Source organism: Granulicella mallensis MP5ACTX8 (assembly GCF_000178955.2).
Classification (GTDB): Bacteria; Acidobacteriota; Terriglobia; order Terriglobales; family Acidobacteriaceae; genus Granulicella; species Granulicella mallensis.
In genome coordinates this window covers 5,890,572-5,910,474 of record NC_016631.1, presented here as the reverse complement: position 1 = coordinate 5,910,474, position 19,903 = coordinate 5,890,572, and the positions used below count along the sequence as shown (strand labels likewise).

Below are 19,903 nucleotides of genomic sequence, written 5' to 3'. Positions count from 1 at the left end.
TGAACCGAAAAAAAGGCATAGTCAGGAAAGGGCGCACAGTATGCCTCCAGGAAAAACGATAGGGATGTCGGTGGGTGCGTTCCTGCTGAAGGCGGTCTTCATCCTGTCGCTCATGGCAGGGATGTTTCTGCTGTTGAATCATAAGTGGTTGGGCACATACGCCGGCCAGTTCAATCCTCAAAGCGGGGACACGGCGGAAGGCAACTGGGTGGGCATTGTCGAAGCCTACAAGCCGAGCGGAGAAAAGTTGCCGAACAAGACGGCGGTGCTTGAATTTAATCTTCACCTGAACGACCCATTTCTCAAAGGATATCAGGGAAAGGGCAAGCTCTTTCTGGCCGGTGACACCACCTTGCGATTCTTCAAGGACGTCAATTTCATGATCAACCCGAAGGGGAATCTTAGTGGCGATTCCTTTAGTGAAATACATAGCCAGGACCTCTTCGGCTTTCATCATCTTAGCGGCACCTTCCAAGCGAATGCTCTTAGCATTTCCGCTTTGGAATTCGCGACTACTCCTATCGTGGAACATTGCATATCGGTACAGAGGCGGAGTATCAACGCTTGTGCGCAAGCCTAAAGTAATGAACTAGCATTTCATACTAAGGAGCGAATGATGGGTGCAGAAGCAGAAGACCACAATATTGTTGAAGATGAATCTCCGACAAAGCTTGGATTAAAAGGAACCTTTAATAAGGTGATTCAGACAATCCAGGCTCCGAATGGAGCTAACAAGGACAATGCACAACTAAGATTGAAAAATATCGAGAGTCGTGCACTCACTCTTACCTCAGCCATTCCGAACGTACGTCCAGGCCACGGTCAGCACCTCATCCGAGGTGACTACAATCACCAAATCATCGGCAATCGTCACGTGCTCGTTTCAGCGGATGATACTTTGCGTGTGGGTGGCGACCAGATTCACGATATCGAAGGCGATGCGGAGTTCCTATATAACAAGAAACGCAACCAAGCCACATTGGGTGACGAAGAGTGGGTTGTCCAAGGTAACCGCGAGTGCTACGTGATCGGTCAAAGCGTAGACAACTTCATTGATAAGCATGACACCAATGCACCCGAAAGCTTCGAGTGGAAGCACGAGGAGAGCAGCTTCATCGCGACCATCAATGAAAATTGTTACTTCGGCAATAGCCTCTATGCCATGAAGACCGAGATCGGCATCGTCGACAATGATCTGAGCCTTACCGGCATCAGCTTTGACAAGCTGCATGTCAAAGCGGAGGAGCTCGTCTCAGGCATCAAAGAGGCACTCGAAGATGAAGCGGCGACGGAAGCGCTTGAGAACCCGGAGACCGCAGCGCAGGCCTGGATGTGGACCACAGAGGCAGCGACCGCGACCGCCGGATTAGCGGTGGGAGCCAAAAACTGGGTGGAAGATAAGGCCGGAAAAGCCTGGTCTGCTATCAAGGCCCATCCGATTGAGTCAGGGGTTATCGGCGTCGCAGCCGTGGGACTTGCTGTTGCTGCAGTCTTCGTCGGCCCGGAAGATATGGCGGCGCTGCCGGCAATAGGAGAGGCAGTTACGTCAGCAGGAACCTGGTTGAGTGAGACCGTTACCGGTGCAGGTGCGGGTGCGGGCACCCTTGTACCTGCAATGTAAGGAAGGCGTGAACAAGAGTGCGAGCATTTCCTCCGCAGCTAAAGCTGCACTGATTTTGGGAGATTTATGGCGGGAATGAAATCCCGCCCCTGTAAAGCAAGACACTTGTTCAGGGCTTCCCTTGAAGGGTGACAAACAGGCGGAAGCTATGAATGAAAACACGTTGGAGACCGTAAACAAGCGGCCGCGGCTTTCGCCGCAGCCTACGTTTGCGCCGTGGATACCGGCCCCGGAATCCGCGATTGCTGACGCCTCTCTCTTCTGGCTGCCGGTCTCCGGCTTTCCCTTGCGGTATGCGGAGAGACAGTGGCTATTACTCTTCCTGGAGCGCTTTTCCGCTGCCCTTACCCAGTCCGGCAAGCTGCGCTGCGAGCACTTCATGCAGCAGAACGAGATACGCGGGCCGTTGCATCACTCCTATCATCAATACAAGGAACGCTGTGTCATATACCCTGGCCTTGGCCGCTCCATGAGCGGCGGCACAACCTTGTTTCCGCCCGACGGCGCACCGGCGACCCAACCGGAAGAGAATGAGAAGCATGGCGAGCGAATAGGTCAAAGCCTCCTCTGGTTTGCCAACAAACAACCCATACCTCAACGAGAGCTCTTCGCCGGCTATGGCGGTTTCATCGCGCTCTTCTTACCGCCAGATCCAAAGCCAAAGGTACGCCCTCCCAACATGGCCATCTCGCCCGCGTTACGCGCCGCCCATCCGGCCTTTCAGCGCTTCGACGTGGAACAGATCGTTAGCGGCACCGCCGCCCGGCTCGACGCATTTCTTGATCGCAGCAAGACCCTTTTCGGCAGCGACCTTGCCCATCGCGCCGAACTCCGCAGGATGGATTTCGTTCTTCCCTTGCTGGATAGTGCAACTGTCTTCGGGGCTTCTCCAGAAGAACGGTCTTTGTACTTTGAGCTCTTCGACGTCTACGTGGGCGAAAGTAGAAAAGACAAGGGAGTGGTGTTGTTGTTTCAGAAACCGGAGTATGAACAAGTCATGCTGGATGTAGTGGCAACCATGCCGCCAGCAGAAGAGCCCGTCAGGAGATAAGCGGTGAAAGATAAAGCGGATGGACGGCCGGGAGAACAGCAAGAGATTAAATTGGAGCTTCAGGGCGTGGAGGCTCCCGTTCCCTGGCAGGCGGTTCTGTTGCCGGTAGAGCAGTTTCCCATGACTCCGCCGCAGTACGGTATCGTCCGCAAATTTCTCGGCCTGCTAACAGACGTGCTGACAGATGATTACGGGCTTCAGCAAGAGGTTCTGCTGCAAATGTGGAAGCTTTCACCCGCAACCGGGTCCAGTCTGGTGAGCGAAAATGGAGCTTCCTGGAAACCGCAGATAGGGCTTGGAGTATGGCCGGACCGGGAGCCTCCCAAAAGCTGGTCGAAAGCCATCATGATGGATGCAGTTGCCGCCAGCTTCCGCGGCGATGAGCCGGCCAAGCCTTATTACAAACTCTTCCGCCTGACGGGAGATGAAGGGAAGCGTATAGAAGCCGCAAGGACGATGCGTGGATTGGGAGTAGAAATTCAGACCTTCTCCAAGCTGGATAGTGAGGCGCTTCTGAAGCGGTCGAAAGAGCTCTTTCTGCCTACGATTGAAGATGATCGCTTTAAAAAAGAGAGATTCTATCTGCCGCTTGTGGACCGGAACACTATCAGCAGTGCGGGTTTCGCTGAGCGGCTTGATCTGTGCCTTTGTGGCGTCGATGTATACATTCGTGAAAGCGCGGAAGATCGGGGGATCCTTATCTTGTCAAGGTTGCCGCTGGAGTCTCTGGTAGAGCAGGTCAGGCAAAAATCGCAACGGAAGGCGTAACACCCACCCCCAAGTCTTCTCGATGACCGAGAAATTGGAACAGAGTGCGTACTCAGCTCCTGCATTTGTGGCTCCGCAGACGCTCACCAAAGAACATGAAGGTCGGATGGATGCCGTAGCCCCCATGTGTCTACCGGACACGTCTATATCCGGTCGAAACTCTTCTCTCTCGATATAGGCTAAGCAGCCCAACACAAGGAAAATAGTATCGCTATGGATCAACAGGTCACCCGAAACACCAGGCCCCGCGCGCCGCTCACACGAGGGGCTCTCACCATGCTGATTATGATTGGGCTGTTTATTCTCGTCGTAACGCTAGGGCCTTTGCTGTACAGCAAACTTGCCAATCCGGCGACCAACTCGCCGGATCGTTCCTCGCGCATCACAGGTACTTGGGTGGGCCGTGCCGTGCTGTCGGATCACTCCTCTGGCCGCTGGGACATGCCGGCGGAAGGGACAGGGGACTGGGCGGTGATGATCCAGAGCAAACATCGCCTGTTTACCTCCATGGACGCCACCCAGAGTACCGTTACCTTGTGCTCGAACACAGGAGCGCGAACCGTCGGCACTTTTAACATGGATTTCCTGAACGGTGGGGAGGCGGACCTGAATGTCGAGCAAACGGACAGCACGCGCGCAACCCGGATCGATCTTGCGTTTCTGTTTCCGCGCGATGGCAAGATGTTTTTTAGCGCAGTCGTCGCCGAACAAAACATGCATGGCATCCTGGAGCCCGGCCAGCCCGCTGACTTTGAGCGGCTCTGCAAGTAATTCGTTTCCCCCGCAGGAGACATGGACGCGCCCACGAGATCGCCATGACCCAGAACCTCGGCACCGTCGGACCTAACTCCAACATTTCGGCGATCTACAGCACGGTCAAGGAGCAGCATGGGACCAGATCTTCAGATCGTACAAAACACCAGCCATCATCTGCGGGTGTCCAGCCCGCAGATGTTTTTCTGGTCCGGTACCTATCTCACGCTGGCCTTTGAGGTTGTAGCTTCCTTCACCGTCTACAGGCTTCTACCGCCGCGGGCGGCCTCCACCCGCGGCATCCTGCTCATCGGTTCGTTTGGCCTCGTTCTCGTATTGCTCTTCGCTCTTGGCTGGACGAACACGCTCGACATCAACTGGGATGCAGGAACCGTTACTTCCACCAACCGCTTTCTGACCGGCTTTGAAACAACGTACGCGCTCGCCACTGGTGACCTCGACCGCGCTTTCATTGATTACGATCGCATGGGACCGCGCGTCGCACTCCATCTCAGGAACGGCGCAAACACCCTTCCCCTCGGCAGGATTTCCATGTACAAGCCGAGCCAGATGACCGTCGTGGAGGCCATCAACGACGGTCTCCACGGCCGCACTCCCGCGCAGCCGTCCGATAGCTCGGACTCCCCTACTGGAAATCCGTATTTCAACAACTCCGGTCCCGAACAGATGATGCAGCAGGAGCGTGAGTTTGAACGAAACCTGAAGCCGCAACAGCAGGAGAAGCATTAACCCGCATGCTGACCATACTCCAACCGCCCCTTCCGCCCGACGCATGCGACTTGAAGCTGCGTGCGAGATTTCCCCCCATCCCTCGACCAAAAGCCACGATCAGACCGGGTGCCATCTGTATTGGATAGGCTAATCTCCGTAACGAGCATCGCGTGTGAAAGCTGGACTGGAGCTCATCATGTGGCAAAGAATCTCGGCGGGTTTTCGCGCTGTTGGAAGTGGCATGGGATCAAAGCTGCTGTTTGTGGCTGGGATCATTGTTTTCTTTGCGTTATATATTCTAGTCCCGCGGATACGTGCAGTAAGAGCCTCTGACAGTATGTATGGCGACTGGATGGGCACAGTCTCGATTACGAAGAGTATTCCGAAGGACAACCTGAATGACACGGAATCGCAAGGGACTGCCGTCATGCGAGTGAAATTGTCACCGGTTTGGTTTTCATTTCTTGATCGTACCGAGTCCACTGCTGTGCTCATTGACGCTGACGGCGTGCGGCATACTTTTGGTATCTCTGACTTAGCTGACGGTTGGGCGTTTAGAAAACGCTGGAGCTCTAAGCAGTTGCTGGCTGGTGGAACAGACGAGACGATAATTGGGCAATGGAATCGCAGCTTTCCAGACTTTGTACTGAAATTCGATAGTTTTGGAAACAACGAATTCTCTGATGGTACGACGTATCGCATTAGCGGCTCGCTGAAGCGTGGTGATGAAGCTACGCTTCAGTCTCTCGTTCAAAACCTGAGTAGCGCACGCTGACAGCAAAAAGGAGATCACTATGTCCGATGAGGCTCCGCATCAGAATCGCCATTCTATAGAGGTTTATGTCTGGACCTCTTTGACCTCAACGGAGCCCAATCGGATTCTAGAGTTCTTCGCCGCATCGTGAGATTTGCGTACGTGACCGCGCACAAGCAGTACTCCGAGCAGACGCTCTCCTCCATCGCCGGCCGCGATTGGGTCGCGGCACAACCTCAGCATCTCCGTTCAGGCCTCCAGCAGCAAGGCCTTGAACTACGTCCAGTACGGCGAGTCGGACTGGCGTTTTCCCGCAGCAGCACTGAATCATGCGGACAGTTATGAATATTTCGTGGAAGGTATCAAATAGGATGTTGCTGACGCTCGGCCTTAGCCTGTTGCTGGCGGCTGGTTTTGGCTGCTGGAAGGAACCTGGCGTGCACGTTTCGCCGGCACCAGCGGGCGTTACACCAATACAAAAAGGATCGAATGTAAATCTGCAGATTGCAATGAATGTGGATATAAGCGGTGGACATGTCATCGTGCATGTAACCTGGAAGAATACTTCAGAGACGGACACTTATTTATTCGAACCGTGGCAGGTCTTCCGGAGCAATTTGATGGAAGGTAGCCTTCTGGGAATATCGCAGGCGGAACAGAAGGTTGATTTTCTGGGGCCGATGGTTAAACGAAGGGCATCTGAAGAGAAAGATTTGATACGGCTGGCACCAGGGCAGAGCCTGCAAGCGCAACAGGACATCACCACGCAATATCAATTTGCGACAGGCATGCATGTTTATAGTGTGATTTATTCTGCTTTCGTACAGGTAAGCACCCCTGAAAAACACATAACGGTGCATTCGCTACCGGTGACATTTATGTTAGCGCGTTGACGTTTTCGTAAACCGGTGACCGGGCAGCATCGCGACAATCATTAATCTTCAGTACGATCGGGCACACAAACGCAGGGAAAACGACGAACGTCAGTCTTGTTTTGCCGCCTGACGGAGCTGATATATTTTCGGCAAGGAAGAGTAGATGGATCAGTTCCGACCAATCAACAGGAGTAAAAGGCCGGGTATGCTGGTGCTGACTTTCCTGACAGTGTTTTTCCTGATCTGGACGCTGCTCAATCCCAGGGCCATGCTCGAACATGTGCGCGGCTTCATGCCCGGGACTTCTTCCAACTCTATCAAGGGCGAATGGGTTGGTCACATCGATATCTACGGTGTCCAGGACCCATGGCACCGCGCTCTCTTGAAGCCGGCTGTCATCCGCTTTAGACTCGGCACCCAGGACTACTTTCTCGACAACTACGGCGGAACCGGCGAAATCTCTATAGCTGGTCAGCCGCCCCAGACCTTTCACCTAAAAGCACTCTCCATCTCTGCAAAGGATCCAAACCACGAGTTTCGCACCAGCCTTTGGCTCGATGGTTATCATCCCAATGATCCGAAAGACCTGGTTTCGGGCAGCTTTCACGGGCAGTGGAAAGCTGGCGAAAGTCTCTCCATCGAACGCGACCTGTTTACCGGGTACGACATGAAAGGTGTGCTCGTGAAAGGCACCGACGACGACTACAACTCACTTGTACAGGCTATGAACGCAGCGGCCGGCGCGAAACCCTAACTGACATCACAGGAAGAGGACAATCATGGGCGGTAACTCCAGCGAAAAACCAGGTGCTCCCGAGCCTGCAGGTCCGGATGAGAACTCCACCGAAGACCCCAATTACAAAGAAGCCCCTGAAGATGGGGTCTTCACCAAGTTCGTCAAAACACTGACAAATCAAAACGGATACCAGAATGACGGATCGGACCCGGGCTTCCAACGCCTCAACGCCAACAACCGGTATCTGCCTGAGATTACGGACCCCGGTTTTGGCCGCGCAGATTTTGTGTTTCCTTTGCTGGACTGCAGGATTCTCGCAAGCGCTCGTTCTGCAGAGCTGATAAACCAATGGTTGTGTAGCATAGATCTTTACATTCGAGAAAGTCCTGAAGATAAAGGGATCCTCCTCCTGTCGCGTATCCCGCTCGACCCTTCTTAGTATCCAGTAGATCTGTCTCTTCTCGTTGACGCACTACCGCGAGGATTCTGCTCCACAAGGCCTGGTACACATACAGAGCCTTACGTTTTCTCGTGAGATAGGTTAGTTTCCCTAACGGACATTGCGTGTGAAATTGAACTGGAGAAAATCATGTGGCAAAGAATTTTGGCGGGTTTTCGCGCTGTTGGAAGTGGCATGGGATCAAAGCTGCTGTTTGTGGCTGGGATCATTGTTTTTTTCGCGTTGTCCGTGTTGATTCCGCGGATACGTTCCGTACGCGCGGCAGATAGCCTCAACGGTAACTGGATGGGCGTTGTCTCCATTGTCCGAATTGTGTCTGACGGTTCGTTGCACGAAGATGTCGAGCAACAAGGAAATGCTGTTATTCAAGTCGTTCTTTCGCCAGTGTGGTTTTCATTTCTAGATCGCACTGACGCCAAGGCTGTACTGATCGATGCTTCGGGTCAACGGCACACATTCGATATCGAACGATTGAACGATGATTGGCTGCTTCCGATACGTGGAAACACAAAAGAGTTGCTTGCCGCTCCGCCGGATGGGACCCTATCGGGTAGCTGGAACTACAGCTTTCCCGATTTTGTATTGACATTTGGAAAATCTTTATTTCACGGCAGTTATGAGCTACCCGAGAGAACCAGTTATAAGATCAGCGGCTCGCTGAAGCGTGGTGATAAGAGGACTCTGAATTCTTTGGTAAAAAGCATTCAGAAGCCGAACTACAGTGCTACTCCGAGCTGATGCTCTCCCCCATCGCCGATATTCACCCGTGAAGTAGGAGGATAAGTCGTGCTCCCAGAAGAAAAAAAGTGGCATGAACAGCACGGCACGCCCGAGGAAAAGCAGTTTGTGGCCAAGTACGGAGACCGCAACGTGACCGCAGGTAGCCTGTTGAAGAGCGTAGGAGTTATGGTTTTGATGGCCGCTGGCGTTTTTATCGTCCTCGCCGGCTATCTATACATAAGCCGTGTCCAGCTTCTGCGTCCGGTAACGGGTGCCTGGGTCGGTACCATGTCTTCTGGTGAAGGCTCGGCCGACCGCCGCGTCGTTTATGTCGATACGTCAGTAAGCTTCTTGCGTTGGTCTTCACCCACACTTACTGGTACGGTTCGCATGTGCGATAAGCAGGGTGAGACGCCATTTGCTTTGCTGAAGACCAGAACCGTAAGTGACGACACGTTGGGCATTACGCTTATCTCAGCGGAAACTTCGGACGGCGGGGAGTTGTTTGGTGCGTTGCGCGGCGATCATCTTGCTTCGCAATATGACGGCACAGATCCTGGACTGCAGGGAGAGTTGCATCGGGATAGTTTGCAGGCCTATAAGCAGGCTTGCCTGGGGTTGCGGCAGTAGGTCTATCGAGCGAGGAGAAGTGAGCGTATGACCTTCAATATGAATTCACAAGTCACCCGGCAGACCAGGCTGTCAAACTCAAAGTCCTCAAGTGGCCTTGTGGGACTGTTTCTTTTCGGTCTTTTTATCGTCCTGGCCATTGCTGGTCCGCTGGTGTACAGCAAAATGATGCACGCTGTGACCAACTCCCCTGATCGTTCCTCATTGATTGTGGGCACCTGGGTCGGACGGGCCATTTCGTCGCAAGATTCACCAGGAACATGGGACATGCCGGCTGAAGGAACAGGGAACTGGATCGTCATGGTACAGAGTAGCCGTGGCCTGCTGACTACGCTGGACCAAGTCAATGGCACGGTGACCTTGTGTTCAGACCAGGGAACTCGGTCAACGGCCAGGTTCGATCACGGTCTGTTGGAAAACGGAATCGCTGATCTGGACGTGTACCAGCATCCGCCGAGTGCCTTTCCCATTCGCATCGATTCAGCCAACATCTCCTCCCGAAATGGCAAGCTGTTTTTCAGCGGATCGCTTGCTCATGCGGAACTCCGCGGCATTCTTCATCGCGCAGACGCCGCCGACTTCGCCCAGCTTTGCAAGTAAAAGCCTACCTTGCAACCAGTAACGTCCGCCTCACCAAAACCCGTCGTCATGATCCACGCATAGGTAAATCTTTTGCCTGTCCAAACTTCACTACATCCAAGGAGCGATATGTCCAAACGTCTTATTATTGTTGGTCCCGGCAAAGGAGATATAGAAGAGTTCTCCATGGTCTGGGGCCGACTATTGGAAGTGATACGGTACTACATCAAAGGGCGCGGGGATTATGTCATGTATCGCGACTTTCTTTCTACAGGGCTGCCTTATCACTTACCGTTCTCTTTTGATCCAGACACCGCGCGAGAGTTTGCCGACGATCTGATCAGGGTAGGTTGCGAGGTCGTGATCGTGCCGGCAGGCGACTAGAACAGAATCTCTATGGGTATACCCAAAGGCGCCAACATCTTCACCATACAGATGAGAAAAGGATAAGCATGGAGCCGTCGCCGCCTTCCGCATCCGTTACTCCCAAGGGCCCGGGGATCATCGTATCCGCTGAGTTCCTCAGATTCTTTATAGTCATTTTTATCTTGGGCAGCCTCTTTCTTGGTGTTCCTTATGGCCTGCGCCTCTACCGCAACTCCTGGGCCGCGCCCAAGTTACATCCCGACACGGCGCTGACAGGCGAATGGGTCGGCATCCTGAAACCGCCCAGTCGCCCCGCACCGCCCGATCTTTCACCCAGCCCGTTCATCGCCGAATCAGATCGTCAGGAAGCCATACGCGAGCTTCGTCAGCAGAAGCAGGATGACTTTGACAACGTTCGCGCTATCTTCGTCAGTACCTCGTTGGACCCATTTCACATCGCTTCTGCCTCACTGCGCGGCTCCGCTACGATGTGCGGTCGTGATGGCAAGCTAATCAGCTACGCCTTCACCACAAACCGCGTCTCCAATGCTGGCATGTCTCTCATCCTCTACAACGACACTCAATCGCAGTTCGGCAATCTCGATGCAACTCTTCATGAAGGTGTTCTCGCAGCCGACTACCACGGCTTTGAGCCGTACCTGCTGGGTGATCTCCGGCGAGGATCACGTCAAGACTTCGAGCAGGCCTGCGCGAGTCTGACTGCGTCGGCACGACAATCGGCGCAATAGCGTGGAGGAGTCTCATGGAAAAGCTTTTGAAGCTCAGGGCGTGTCCTCAAACTATTCTTGGAGCGAAGCTGAGCTATGCACACAGTTTGTTGAGCCGCGCATCGGAAGGGCACGGTTTCAACCGTGCCGATAATGAAACCGTGCCATAGCAAACAGCTTGCACAGTCCAACTTCATCCCACGTGCAATTTTGATGACACTCCCTAGTTAGAATCGGAAGCATGTTTACCTCTCCCACGGCTGCTGTGCCACCGACCGATGCGCGACCGGCAGGGCTCAGGCTGACACGGTCCACAGCCGTAATGCTGGTGGGGGGGCTGAGCATCGCCGGTGTATTCGCGATCTTCCAGACAGCGCTTGCTCTTTGGGTGCTCTGGATGAATGATCCGCTCAAATCCATCGGTGGCCTCATCCCTCTGGTGAGCTTTGTGCTCATCCTGAGAGTCTGGCGATCGCTTGGCTGGGAGCTGCGCGGAAGCTGGTGGGGACTGGCGATTCTTGCCGCTACGATTGCGCTGGTCCATCTGCGCGACCGTGCCATTCTCGAGCTGATCCTCACGCCCTCGTGGACGATCTTCCTCCCGCCCCACTCGCTGGTGGCCATTGCCTATGCGGCGGGCGTCGTGCTGTTGTTCGGAGGGCCGAGGCTTGTTCGCGCCACGCTCTTCCCCCTCGTGCTGATGGGGTTCGTCAACCCGGTTCCCACCTTCTTTACGCTGCATATCGATCTGCCGCTGCAGCACGCTTCATCCCTGATCGCACGTGCCTTCGCTCACGCCCTGGGGCAACAGCTCACCAGCGACCAGTTGCGGCTGATGTTTACTCCGGACTTCGGCATGTTTATCGCGCCGGGCTGCAACGGCATTCGGGGAGCGGTCACGATGGGCTTCATCGCGCTGATCGCGGGATATCTCTACAGGTTTCGTCTGCGCGTGCACATTCTTGTGGTCGCTGGGGCCGTGCTGCTGGGATACGTCTTCAACCTCGTTCGGCTGTGTGTCCTGGTGCTGTACTACATCGTTGCACTGCATATCCAATGGCTGCAGAGCCGCGCAGAGATGGGCGACTACCTCATCGGCGCCTGCCTGTTCTTCGTCGCGACCGCGCTGCTGTTTACCTTGATTCGCCGATTCAGCCCTGGCCATGACTTACGCGTGCCGGCATTAGCCACAATGCCGGAGAGCACTCCCGGTGTGGCGCCAGGCTCGTTCCTGCCGCGCTGGATCGCGTTGGCGTTGCTGGTGCTGGTGGGCAGCATCACGTATGCGCGAGCTATCGTGCAGGACTGGAAGACCTCTCGTATCGCCAGCGATCCGAAGGCGCTTGGTCTGTTCCCGCAGCACGTGGGCCACTACAAGCTGCAGCGCGAGTGGAATGAGTACATGCTGAATGGTCCGCTGGTCTACTACTGGGCGGACTATGCGCCGGACGGCAGCGTCGCTCCCGAAAAGAGTGCGGTGGTTTCAGTCGGCATTTCGCCGGTACTGGGGGCGCACGATACGTTGCTCTGCCACTCGGCCCGCGGAGAAGACTGGCTTTGGCATGGCGATCTTCTTTTGCCGACGGCCAGGGGCGTTACGAGCTTCGGCCTCTTGTTCTTCAATAATGGAGCGACACAGTATCTTGAGGCGACGACAGTTTGCACCGGCACAACGTGCGGGCAGTATTCGAACGGCCTCAAGCACTTTGGCTTTGTCTACAGCCGCCCGGACACCCGCAATTTGCTGAGCCAGAGTCCCACACGCCCGATCCCGGTTCTGTTGCGCACCGCGACGCCGGACACCGCACTGGCCCCGGACACCGCCCGTGCCGCACTGACAGCCAGCCTGCGGGACTTCCTCTCCGGAGCCGATCTTCCCGAGTTCACGCGCTCCTACCGCCAGCCCTGAGCGCCTTGCGCCCGGGATTTCCTTCCATAACAACGGCTTTCTAAGGTCTTTAGCCAAAGCACCGCTCCGCGTGTTTGAGCGGGGGTGTTTTCTGCTATCAACCTTCTGTATGACAGCGAACATTTCCGACTTGACAGCTTTTGATAGGGGAGAGGATACTTCTCGTCGCACATCCAACCCACTCTTTTTCACCGGCAAAAGAAAGGGTAGAGGCTTGGATGATCACGAGTTTTCGCAGCAATTTGAGGAGTCCCATGAACCGCATACTGTCGACGCGCACGATCTCCAAAGTTCTTAGAGCATCCCTGAGCCTGAGGCTTATCGTTTTCTGTCTTACTGTTTTATTGGTGGCGAGTGGAGCAGCCCATGCGCAGTTGGCCGGTAAGGGCGCGATCACAGGCACGGTCTTCGATGCCAGCGGAGCGGCTATTCCCGACGCGACGGTTGTGATGACCAATGGCGCGACCGGAATCTCCACGACAACGACGAGCACCTCCGCGGGAGACTTCAGTGTCTCGACACTTGATCCCGGCGTTTATACCGTCACCGTCACCGCCAAGGGCTTCGAGAAGTTGAGACAGGAGGATGTGCACGTCAACGCACTGGAGACGGTAAGCCTCAACCCGAAGCTGACGGTGGGTGCCTCCGATCAGAGTGTCACCATCACGGCGGCTCCTCCCCAGCTTGAGACCACCAATGCCACGCTGGGCGCGACCATGGAGCAGGACATGTATGCCGCGCTACCGATCGAGATGGGCGCTTACGGCCAGCCTGACCAGCGCCGCGCGACCGACTTCGCCTTCCTCATGCCCGGTGTGCAGGGCAATAATACGACCGGCAATCCCACCACGAACACCGGTATTGTCAACGGCTCCGGAAGCCGTGGTGGTGTCACTGCCGTGTACATCGACGGTCTGCCTTTCGTGCGCGCCGGTGGTAACGGCGACCCGCGCTATATCTGGACGGCGATCTCGGTGGATGCCGTAAACCAGTTCCAGGTACAGACCAACGGCTACTCGGCGATCTATGAAGGCCAGGGCATTCAGAACTACACCATCAAGCAGGGTGCGAATAAATGGCATGGCGCGGTGTACGAGTTCTTCCGCAACACGGCGCTCGATACCTGGGGCTTCTACCGCGCGAACAACCCGCTGACCGGGCTGCCTGCGAAGCCGATCGAGCACCAGAACGAGTATGGAATCAACTTCGGCGGTCCGCTGGTTCCCTTCGGCACCTGGAAGGACAAGCTCTTCTTCTTCGGTAACTACAACGGCTATCGCTACTCCAGCACCACGCCAACTCCTGTCACTTTCCCGACGTTTGCACAACAGAACGGCAACTTTACGGGAGTGATTCCGGGCGGCGTCTGGGACCCGAACTCGCAGGCTGCCTGTACGGCCAACAGCACCAATGGCCCCTGCCGCTACCGTTATGGCTACTCGTATGCCGGAACCCCCGGCCCTGGGGGCAATCCGATTCTCACCGGCACACCGGATGTAATCCCTGCCTCGCAGTTCTCGCAGGCCGCGCTCGCGCTGCAGCAATTTATACCGCAACTCACCAACCAGAACCTTCAGAACAACTACTATGCCCCCAACGCAACGGCACTGAACAACTGGTCGACGACTGAGCGTATCGACTACACCACTCAGAAAGACCAGTTGACGCTCATGGCGGCGATTGGCCGTCAGGCCAGCTCCTTCCCCGTCGGACAGGCGCAGGGTTCAGGCCGCAACGTTGCAGGCGTGCCGTACAACTATGGCCAGGCCTACGCACCCAAGACGGCGGTCGGCATCATCGAAGAGACGCACACCTTTACGCCGCACCTCGTCAATCAGTTCAAGTATGGCTACGCGCGTTATAACGGTCCCACCTTTGACGCCGACCAGCTTCCTCAATACTCTGCCTCCGCGCTCGGGTTCACCGGACTGCCCTCAGGGCCTGCGCAGACCGCATTTCCCTTTGTTACCTTCAGCGGCACCAATGCCCCGACCGGTTGGAGCGGTTCTACTCCCAACGGGACGATCGCGCAGAACTACACCCTTGTCGATAACATCCAGTGGGTTGCCGGGAAGCATACCGTGACCTTTGGCGGACAGATCGCCTGGCTGCTCTACAACGTGACTCCGGCAACGGGGGGAAGCACTCCTTTGACCCTGGCCGCTTCCGTTACGGAGACAGCCCAGATTACAGCCTCGAGCAATACTTCACCGAAGTATGCGGCGGCCGCCAATACAGGAGCGGCGTATGCCAGCTTCCTGGTCGGCCAGATCGATAAGGGAAGCCTCACGCAGTATCTGGACCAGTCGTATGGCTCCCGCTTCCGGGCCTACTCGCCCTATGTTCAGGACAACTGGAAGGTAACCGACAAACTCACGCTCGACCTGGGCCTGCGTTGGGATATCTTCCCCTCCGTCAGAGAGAACCATGGCTTCATGAGCTTCTTCAATCCGAATCTTCCAAACCCGGTAACGGGTATCAACGGCGCTCTGCAATATGCCGGAGATGGCGCGAACACCTGTAACTGCCAGACCCCGGTGAACACCTACTTCAAGAACATCGGGCCGCGCATCGGACTCGCTTACCAGGTCGATCCGAAGACGGTTGTCCGCGCCAGCTACGGCGTGATGTATACGCACGGCAACGGCGTCGGCGGAGGCACGGCTTCACAAACGGGCATGGCATCCAACGCTCTTGGGTTCTCGGCTGCTCCGTCGTTCTCAGCGAACGGCCAGCTCCTGTCGACCTTTCCTCTGATGGGTTCGAACATGGCGGTGCCTGCTGGAATGAGCACTCCAGCTGCAGGGCGCGCCTCCGGCCCAGCCTATGGAACGGGCTACACCACGGTCGCTGGATATACTGGGACACCTTCCAGCAGCCAGGGCTATGCTGATCCCTACCTGGGCGGTCGTGCTCCCCAGTACATCAACTGGAGCTTCGGCTTTCAGCATCAGTGGACCGATGCCTTCACCTCGACGATCACCTATGTCGGATCGCAAGGCCACTTCCTGCAGGCCGATGGAAGCAACGCTCGCGGTTTCTGGGCCGATCAGCTCGATCCAAAGTATCTCGCGCTGGGTTCGAGCCTGAACCTGACAGGAGCGGCGGAGACGACGTTCTGCGCTACCTCCGGCGACTGCCCTTCGTACTACACGAAGTTCAACACCAGCCAGAGCGTTGCGACGCTGCTGCATCCATTCCCGTTCCAGAACGTCAGCGATCCTTACGGGAACGTGGCGAACTCCAACTACCACTCGCTGCAGATGTCGTTCAACATGCGGCCGACGCACGGCATCACGTTTATGGCGAACTACACCTGGTCTCGCTCCATCGACGATGCCGGCACGTTCCGCTCCGGTTATGCCATCCCGGCGTTTGCTTCAGGCAACGGCAAAGCCTACGCCATAGGCCGGATGGATCGTTCGGTATCAACATCGAGCCAGCCCCAGCACGTTGTGATCACGGGCGTATGGGACTTGCCGATCGGACGTCAGATCCTTGCCAATCAAGCGTGGGAACGCGCTGTACTGGGAGGCTTGAAGTTTTCGACTATCTTCCAGGCCTACTCCGGCTCGCCTCTGGCGATCACCTCGTCCGTCTGCGCGACCAATCCCGCGCAGAGCTCCTTTAGCTCTCCCGCAGGCGCCTGCATGCCGAACCTTAACCCTGCCTTCATTGGCCGCGCCCGCATCAACGGCAAGTGGGGCCAGGGGGCGACCTCGAGCGTCAGCAAGAGCTATATCGATTCGACTGCTTTCACCGGCAACAACGCCTATCAATTCGGCAACGCACCCCGCACGGCTCCGTATGACATCTACGGTCCCGGCAACAACAACCTGGATATCAGCCTGCGCCGCAGCTTCAACCTGCACATCCTGAACTCGTCCAGGTTCAACATTCAGGCCGACCTCTACAACGTAACGAACCACACTCAGTTCTCTGTGGCGAGTGCGGTGTATGGAAACGCAAGCTTCGGGCAGGTCAATGCCCAGGCAAACAAGAGCCGCTCGGCGCAGCTTTCTGGCCGCATCGAGTTCTGATTGCAGCCCCGAGTTGCGAGATGTGAGTTGCGAGAGGCGAGGGATAACTCGTATCTCGCAACTCATATCTCGTAACTCGGCGCCTCACTTTAGTGGTGCTTTGAGTCTCTGTAGCCTCGTGCCAATTACATAATCAGGAAGCGCTCGCGCATCAGCCGTTGAAAGCGCGGCTTCCAGATCAAGTCGTAGGCCAGCTCTTTGCCGGGGAACATCGCAAGCGCCGCGGAGCGTGCGTCGGCGATCATCTGCGAGGCGTCGTCGATGGTCAGGGTGGAGTCCTGCGCGATCACCTGCATCACCATGTTCATCATCATCTGCATCCGTCGGATCAGGCGCTGCTCTTCGAGCGCTTCCGGCGTTGGCAGAGGCTTCGCGGGATTCGGTGTGACTCCTGTCGCTCCCATATCTTTTTGCATAGTAGCTCCTTTCGCCTTCTTAATAAGATGCGGCGGTACCAGCGGAGATTCCACCCTCGCTCGTCAGCAGGAACGTCTCCGCGCCCGCGCGGTCGGTGCGGAAGGTTTTGACGTGTGCGGCTTCGAGGCGGCCGAGCACCTCAAAGCGTGGATGCCCGAAGGTGTTGTATCGACCGACGCTGATGACGGCCTCGCGCGGCGCGACGGCGGCCAGAAACGCCGGCGTCGTCGAAGTATTGCTGCCATGGTGGCCGACCTTCAACAGGGTCGCCGGCGCGACGCGTCCATGCTCCACCATCGCCGCTTCGCTCGGTGCTTCGGCATCGCCTTCGAGCAGGACGCTGGCTTTGTTGAAGTCCAGGCGCATCACTAAAGAGTCGTTGTTCACGGCCTCACGGGGATTCTCATAGCTCGCTTCGGGAGCGAGCACGCTGGTGTGCAGGCCTCCCCAATTGAAGGCGTAGCCCGCGCGAAACCAGCGTACGGTGATGCCGAGGTCCTGTGCCTCTTCGAGCAAGGCGTGGAGTCCTGGCGACTTGCCCGGCTGCACGCTGAGCCAGAGTTCGTGCGGACGCAGATCGCGCAGCACCGCCGGCATGCCGCCCATGTGATCGCTGTGCGCGTGCGTCAGCAGTATGGCATCGAGACGGCGAATGCGCCGCGACCAAAGATAAGGCGCGACGACCTCTTCGCCAATATCCCATCGGTCCGGAGACGGCACCTGCTGCCCGACCGGACCGCCTGCATCGACGAGCAGCGTCCGGCCCTCAGGAGAGACGACCAGCAGCGAGTCGCCCTGGCCAACGTCGAGCGCGGTAACCTCCAGCACGCCGCGATGCAGCAACGGCGGCTCCGGCAGCAGCACTGCCAGTGGAATCACGGCCATGGCGGCAACGCCGACCCACTGCCACATCCTCTGTCGAGCACGCAGGGCCCAGCAGCAGAAGACGAGAGCGGCACAGGCCAGCGCGATCGCCGCAGGGGCTGGCATCGGCACGCGCAGATCGGCGAGGGCGATGTGGCCGAGGTGCTCCACCAGGGCTCGCACGGTATGCAGGAGCAGAGCGGTGATCGCGCCGGGAATCATCGCCAGCCAACTGTTCAAAAGGGCCACGCAGAACGTGAGAACCGCAACGCAGATCAGCACTGTGATCAGCGGTACAGAGATGAGATTCAGCGGCAGCGCCAGCAGCGTGGCGCGATGGAAGTAGACGGCCATCGGCAATACCATGCAGAGCTCTACCACGATACCGATCAAAAACGCTTCGCAGGCCCAGGTCACAGCGAGCAACAGCCACAGCGGCAGATCACGTGCGCCTTTGCCGAGCAGTTGCGCAAAGAGCACGCCGAACATGCGCAGGCGAACGCGAAGCTGCGCGACTTGCGGCGGCAGAAAGGCATCGAGCCGCACGAGCCAGAGATTATGTGTGGCGCGCTTCCAGGAGTGCAGCAGGCGGTCGCTCAACGGCAACGCAAGTCCTGCGATGGCAAGGATGACGAGGAAGGTCATCTGGAAACCTGCCTCGAATAGAGCGCGCGGATCGAACACGAGTACGGCGAGCCCTGCCACGCCCAGCGCATTGAGCGCGCCGCTCTCGCGGGCCAGCCAGCGCGCGAGCAGATACACCGCCGTCATCCCAAGCGCGCGCTGCACCGGAACGCCAAAGCCGGTGAGCAGTGCGTAGCCTGTCGCCGCAACGATGGTCGTTGCAACGGCTATGCCTTCCGGAGTGCGCAGTTTGCGGAGAATCCAGAAGAGCACTCCTGACAGCAGGACGATATGCAATCCCGAGACCACGAAGAGATGAAAGGTGCCGGTCCGTTCAAAGCCTGCGCGAAGCGTCTGACTCAGCCGTCCACGGTCGCCGAAGAGCATTGCGTTCAGGATCGCGGCATCTTCCGCGCTGAGGTGTGCGGCTGCGGGCAGCAGGCGATTGGCGCGGGAGTGTACGAGCATGTCGATGCGGCTCGCCGCCCATGACTGCGCGGCATAGAGGCGGCATCGCCAGTCACGAGTCGCGGCTCCGGTTTTGTGCACACGCGCGGCCTTCACACTGGATTGCACAGCGATGCCTTCGCCAAGCAACGCCGCTGCGTGCGACCATGCGCCGGGATCGCGATAGGTGTCCGGCACGCGCAAGCGCAGCGGCAGTTCCAGCACGTCGCCACAGGCCAGCACCGGCGCATCGCCAGTGATCGTCACGCGCACTCCGCCTTGCAGTGGCCGCATGGTGGAGGTGTCCGGCGTTACATCTTCGATGGCCTGTACATCCAGATCGACGGACTCCAACGGATGTTCGTTGTCGGCCTCCCACGCGCCGGGTTCCATGCGCCACGGTTCCTGCGGCTGTTGTGGGGCAGCGTCGTTCTGTTGTGTCTCGTGCAGCAGGCGCACCCGCACCACACGCCCACGCACGATGCGGCTCAGGCCATCGGCGTAGGGGATGAGCGCTGTCTGCGGCGGAATCGCGGGTTGTATCTGCGCGCACCAGCAGCCGGCAACGATCCATAGCGCGAGCGCGGGAACAATGGCGATGCGGTTGGCGCGCCATTGGCTGAGGACAGCGAGCAGCAGTAATAACGCGGTCGATCCAGCAAGCAGAACGGGAGCATGCCAGCTTCGGGAGAGTATGTCTCCGAGCGCGAAACAAAGCACGGCAGCCAGCAGAGGCATCCTGCGAAAGCGCAGCGCTTCGACCGCCGGAGCGGAGTCCATCCAGAAACCTGAAGTACCTATGACCCGCATGAGAGGCGACGACTGAGTT

Annotated in this window: 20 protein-coding genes; 18 read left to right on the top strand and 2 right to left on the bottom strand. The window is 57.1% G+C overall.

The annotated features are described in order from the left end of the window. The first annotated feature begins 40 nt into the window (after positions 1-40). The 18 genes from ACIX8_RS22960 to ACIX8_RS22880 all read left to right on the top strand — a co-directional run bounded on the left by ACIX8_RS22960 (position 41) and on the right by ACIX8_RS22880 (position 16,722). Entirely contained in the window at positions 41-580 is a 540-nt protein-coding gene (locus tag ACIX8_RS22960) for a hypothetical protein (protein WP_150110717.1), read from the top strand. A gap of 33 nt (positions 581-613) precedes the next feature. Next, positions 614-1,621 (top strand): hypothetical protein, encoded by a 1,008-nt coding sequence (locus ACIX8_RS22955; RefSeq protein WP_150110716.1) that lies wholly within the window; start codon positions 614-616, stop codon positions 1,619-1,621. Between the two features lie 148 nt (positions 1,622-1,769). Continuing rightward, the gene (locus ACIX8_RS22950; RefSeq protein ID WP_014267790.1) at positions 1,770-2,672 is read left to right on the top strand and encodes a hypothetical protein; all 903 of its coding nucleotides are present in this window, start codon (positions 1,770-1,772) and stop codon (positions 2,670-2,672) included. Positions 2,673-2,675: 3 nt separating this feature from the next. Then, entirely contained in the window at positions 2,676-3,440 is a 765-nt protein-coding gene (locus tag ACIX8_RS22945; RefSeq protein ID WP_014267789.1) for a hypothetical protein, read from the top strand. Between the two features lie 213 nt (positions 3,441-3,653). Beyond that, positions 3,654-4,211 (top strand): hypothetical protein, encoded by a 558-nt coding sequence (locus ACIX8_RS22940; protein WP_014267788.1) that lies wholly within the window; start codon positions 3,654-3,656, stop codon positions 4,209-4,211. Positions 4,212-4,328: 117 nt separating this feature from the next. Next, the gene (locus ACIX8_RS22935; protein WP_014267787.1) at positions 4,329-4,943 is read left to right on the top strand and encodes a hypothetical protein; all 615 of its coding nucleotides are present in this window, start codon (positions 4,329-4,331) and stop codon (positions 4,941-4,943) included. A 178-nt stretch (positions 4,944-5,121) separates the two neighbouring features. Next, the gene (locus tag ACIX8_RS22930) at positions 5,122-5,700 is read left to right on the top strand and encodes a hypothetical protein (protein ID WP_014267786.1); all 579 of its coding nucleotides are present in this window, start codon (positions 5,122-5,124) and stop codon (positions 5,698-5,700) included. Positions 5,701-6,050: 350 nt separating this feature from the next. Then, a complete protein-coding gene (locus ACIX8_RS22925; RefSeq protein ID WP_044177365.1) occupies positions 6,051-6,572 on the top strand; it encodes a hypothetical protein in 522 nt (173 codons plus the stop codon). Between the two features lie 187 nt (positions 6,573-6,759). Next, positions 6,760-7,308, top strand: a complete 549-nt coding sequence (locus tag ACIX8_RS22920; protein ID WP_044177362.1) for a hypothetical protein — start codon at positions 6,760-6,762, stop codon at positions 7,306-7,308. Between the two features lie 25 nt (positions 7,309-7,333). Next, a complete protein-coding gene (locus ACIX8_RS22915) occupies positions 7,334-7,729 on the top strand; it encodes a hypothetical protein (protein WP_014267782.1) in 396 nt (131 codons plus the stop codon). Positions 7,730-7,879: 150 nt separating this feature from the next. Further along, positions 7,880-8,488, top strand: a complete 609-nt coding sequence (locus tag ACIX8_RS22910) for a hypothetical protein (RefSeq protein ID WP_014267781.1) — start codon at positions 7,880-7,882, stop codon at positions 8,486-8,488. Between the two features lie 48 nt (positions 8,489-8,536). Further along, positions 8,537-9,100 carry a hypothetical protein gene (locus ACIX8_RS22905; RefSeq protein ID WP_014267780.1) on the top strand — a complete coding sequence of 188 codons (564 nt, stop codon included), beginning with the start codon at positions 8,537-8,539 and terminating at the stop codon, positions 9,098-9,100. Positions 9,101-9,127: 27 nt separating this feature from the next. Then, positions 9,128-9,700, top strand: a complete 573-nt coding sequence (locus ACIX8_RS22900; RefSeq protein ID WP_014267779.1) for a hypothetical protein — start codon at positions 9,128-9,130, stop codon at positions 9,698-9,700. Positions 9,701-9,808: 108 nt separating this feature from the next. Beyond that, the gene (locus ACIX8_RS22895) at positions 9,809-10,063 is read left to right on the top strand and encodes a hypothetical protein (RefSeq protein WP_014267778.1); all 255 of its coding nucleotides are present in this window, start codon (positions 9,809-9,811) and stop codon (positions 10,061-10,063) included. A gap of 68 nt (positions 10,064-10,131) precedes the next feature. After that, positions 10,132-10,794: a hypothetical protein gene (locus ACIX8_RS22890; RefSeq protein WP_014267777.1), complete on the top strand. Its 663-nt coding sequence runs from the start codon at positions 10,132-10,134 to the stop codon at positions 10,792-10,794. Positions 10,795-10,808: 14 nt separating this feature from the next. Beyond that, the gene (locus ACIX8_RS26385) at positions 10,809-10,943 is read left to right on the top strand and encodes a hypothetical protein (RefSeq protein ID WP_014267776.1); all 135 of its coding nucleotides are present in this window, start codon (positions 10,809-10,811) and stop codon (positions 10,941-10,943) included. 71 nt (positions 10,944-11,014) lie between these two features. Further along, positions 11,015-12,682 carry an exosortase J gene (gene xrtJ / locus ACIX8_RS22885; RefSeq protein ID WP_014267775.1) on the top strand — a complete coding sequence of 556 codons (1,668 nt, stop codon included), beginning with the start codon at positions 11,015-11,017 and terminating at the stop codon, positions 12,680-12,682. 254 nt (positions 12,683-12,936) lie between these two features. Continuing rightward, complete coding sequence (locus ACIX8_RS22880; RefSeq protein ID WP_044177355.1) at positions 12,937-16,722, top strand: TonB-dependent receptor; 3,786 nt, start codon at positions 12,937-12,939, stop codon at positions 16,720-16,722. A 125-nt stretch (positions 16,723-16,847) separates the two neighbouring features. Here the strand turns inward: ACIX8_RS22880 and ACIX8_RS22875 are convergent, their stop codons facing one another. Continuing rightward, entirely contained in the window at positions 16,848-17,138 is a 291-nt protein-coding gene (locus ACIX8_RS22875; protein ID WP_014267773.1) for a hypothetical protein, read from the bottom strand. A gap of 19 nt (positions 17,139-17,157) precedes the next feature. Continuing rightward, the gene (locus ACIX8_RS22870) at positions 17,158-19,854 is read right to left on the bottom strand and encodes a DNA internalization-related competence protein ComEC/Rec2 (RefSeq protein WP_014267772.1); all 2,697 of its coding nucleotides are present in this window, start codon (positions 19,852-19,854) and stop codon (positions 17,158-17,160) included. Between the last annotated feature and the right edge of the window lie 49 nt (positions 19,855-19,903).

Coding starts and splice junctions, on each gene's coding strand:
- ACIX8_RS22960 (WP_150110717.1), top strand. CDS start 41: ATGCCTCCAGGAAAAACGATAGGGATGTCGGTGGGTGCGTTCCTGCTG.
- ACIX8_RS22955 (WP_150110716.1), top strand. CDS start 614: ATGATGGGTGCAGAAGCAGAAGACCACAATATTGTTGAAGATGAATCT.
- ACIX8_RS22950 (WP_014267790.1), top strand. CDS start 1,770: ATGAATGAAAACACGTTGGAGACCGTAAACAAGCGGCCGCGGCTTTCG.
- ACIX8_RS22940 (WP_014267788.1), top strand. CDS start 3,654: ATGGATCAACAGGTCACCCGAAACACCAGGCCCCGCGCGCCGCTCACA.
- ACIX8_RS22935 (WP_014267787.1), top strand. CDS start 4,329: ATGGGACCAGATCTTCAGATCGTACAAAACACCAGCCATCATCTGCGG.
- ACIX8_RS22930 (WP_014267786.1), top strand. CDS start 5,122: ATGTGGCAAAGAATCTCGGCGGGTTTTCGCGCTGTTGGAAGTGGCATG.
- ACIX8_RS22925 (WP_044177365.1), top strand. CDS start 6,051: ATGTTGCTGACGCTCGGCCTTAGCCTGTTGCTGGCGGCTGGTTTTGGC.
- ACIX8_RS22920 (WP_044177362.1), top strand. CDS start 6,760: ATGCTGGTGCTGACTTTCCTGACAGTGTTTTTCCTGATCTGGACGCTG.
- ACIX8_RS22915 (WP_014267782.1), top strand. CDS start 7,334: ATGGGCGGTAACTCCAGCGAAAAACCAGGTGCTCCCGAGCCTGCAGGT.
- ACIX8_RS22910 (WP_014267781.1), top strand. CDS start 7,880: ATGTGGCAAAGAATTTTGGCGGGTTTTCGCGCTGTTGGAAGTGGCATG.
- ACIX8_RS22900 (WP_014267779.1), top strand. CDS start 9,128: ATGACCTTCAATATGAATTCACAAGTCACCCGGCAGACCAGGCTGTCA.
- ACIX8_RS22895 (WP_014267778.1), top strand. CDS start 9,809: ATGTCCAAACGTCTTATTATTGTTGGTCCCGGCAAAGGAGATATAGAA.
- ACIX8_RS22890 (WP_014267777.1), top strand. CDS start 10,132: ATGGAGCCGTCGCCGCCTTCCGCATCCGTTACTCCCAAGGGCCCGGGG.
- ACIX8_RS26385 (WP_014267776.1), top strand. CDS start 10,809: ATGGAAAAGCTTTTGAAGCTCAGGGCGTGTCCTCAAACTATTCTTGGA.
- xrtJ (WP_014267775.1), top strand. CDS start 11,015: ATGTTTACCTCTCCCACGGCTGCTGTGCCACCGACCGATGCGCGACCG.
- ACIX8_RS22880 (WP_044177355.1), top strand. CDS start 12,937: ATGAACCGCATACTGTCGACGCGCACGATCTCCAAAGTTCTTAGAGCA.
- ACIX8_RS22875 (WP_014267773.1), bottom strand. CDS start 17,138: ATGCAAAAAGATATGGGAGCGACAGGAGTCACACCGAATCCCGCGAAG.
- ACIX8_RS22870 (WP_014267772.1), bottom strand. CDS start 19,854: ATGGACTCCGCTCCGGCGGTCGAAGCGCTGCGCTTTCGCAGGATGCCT.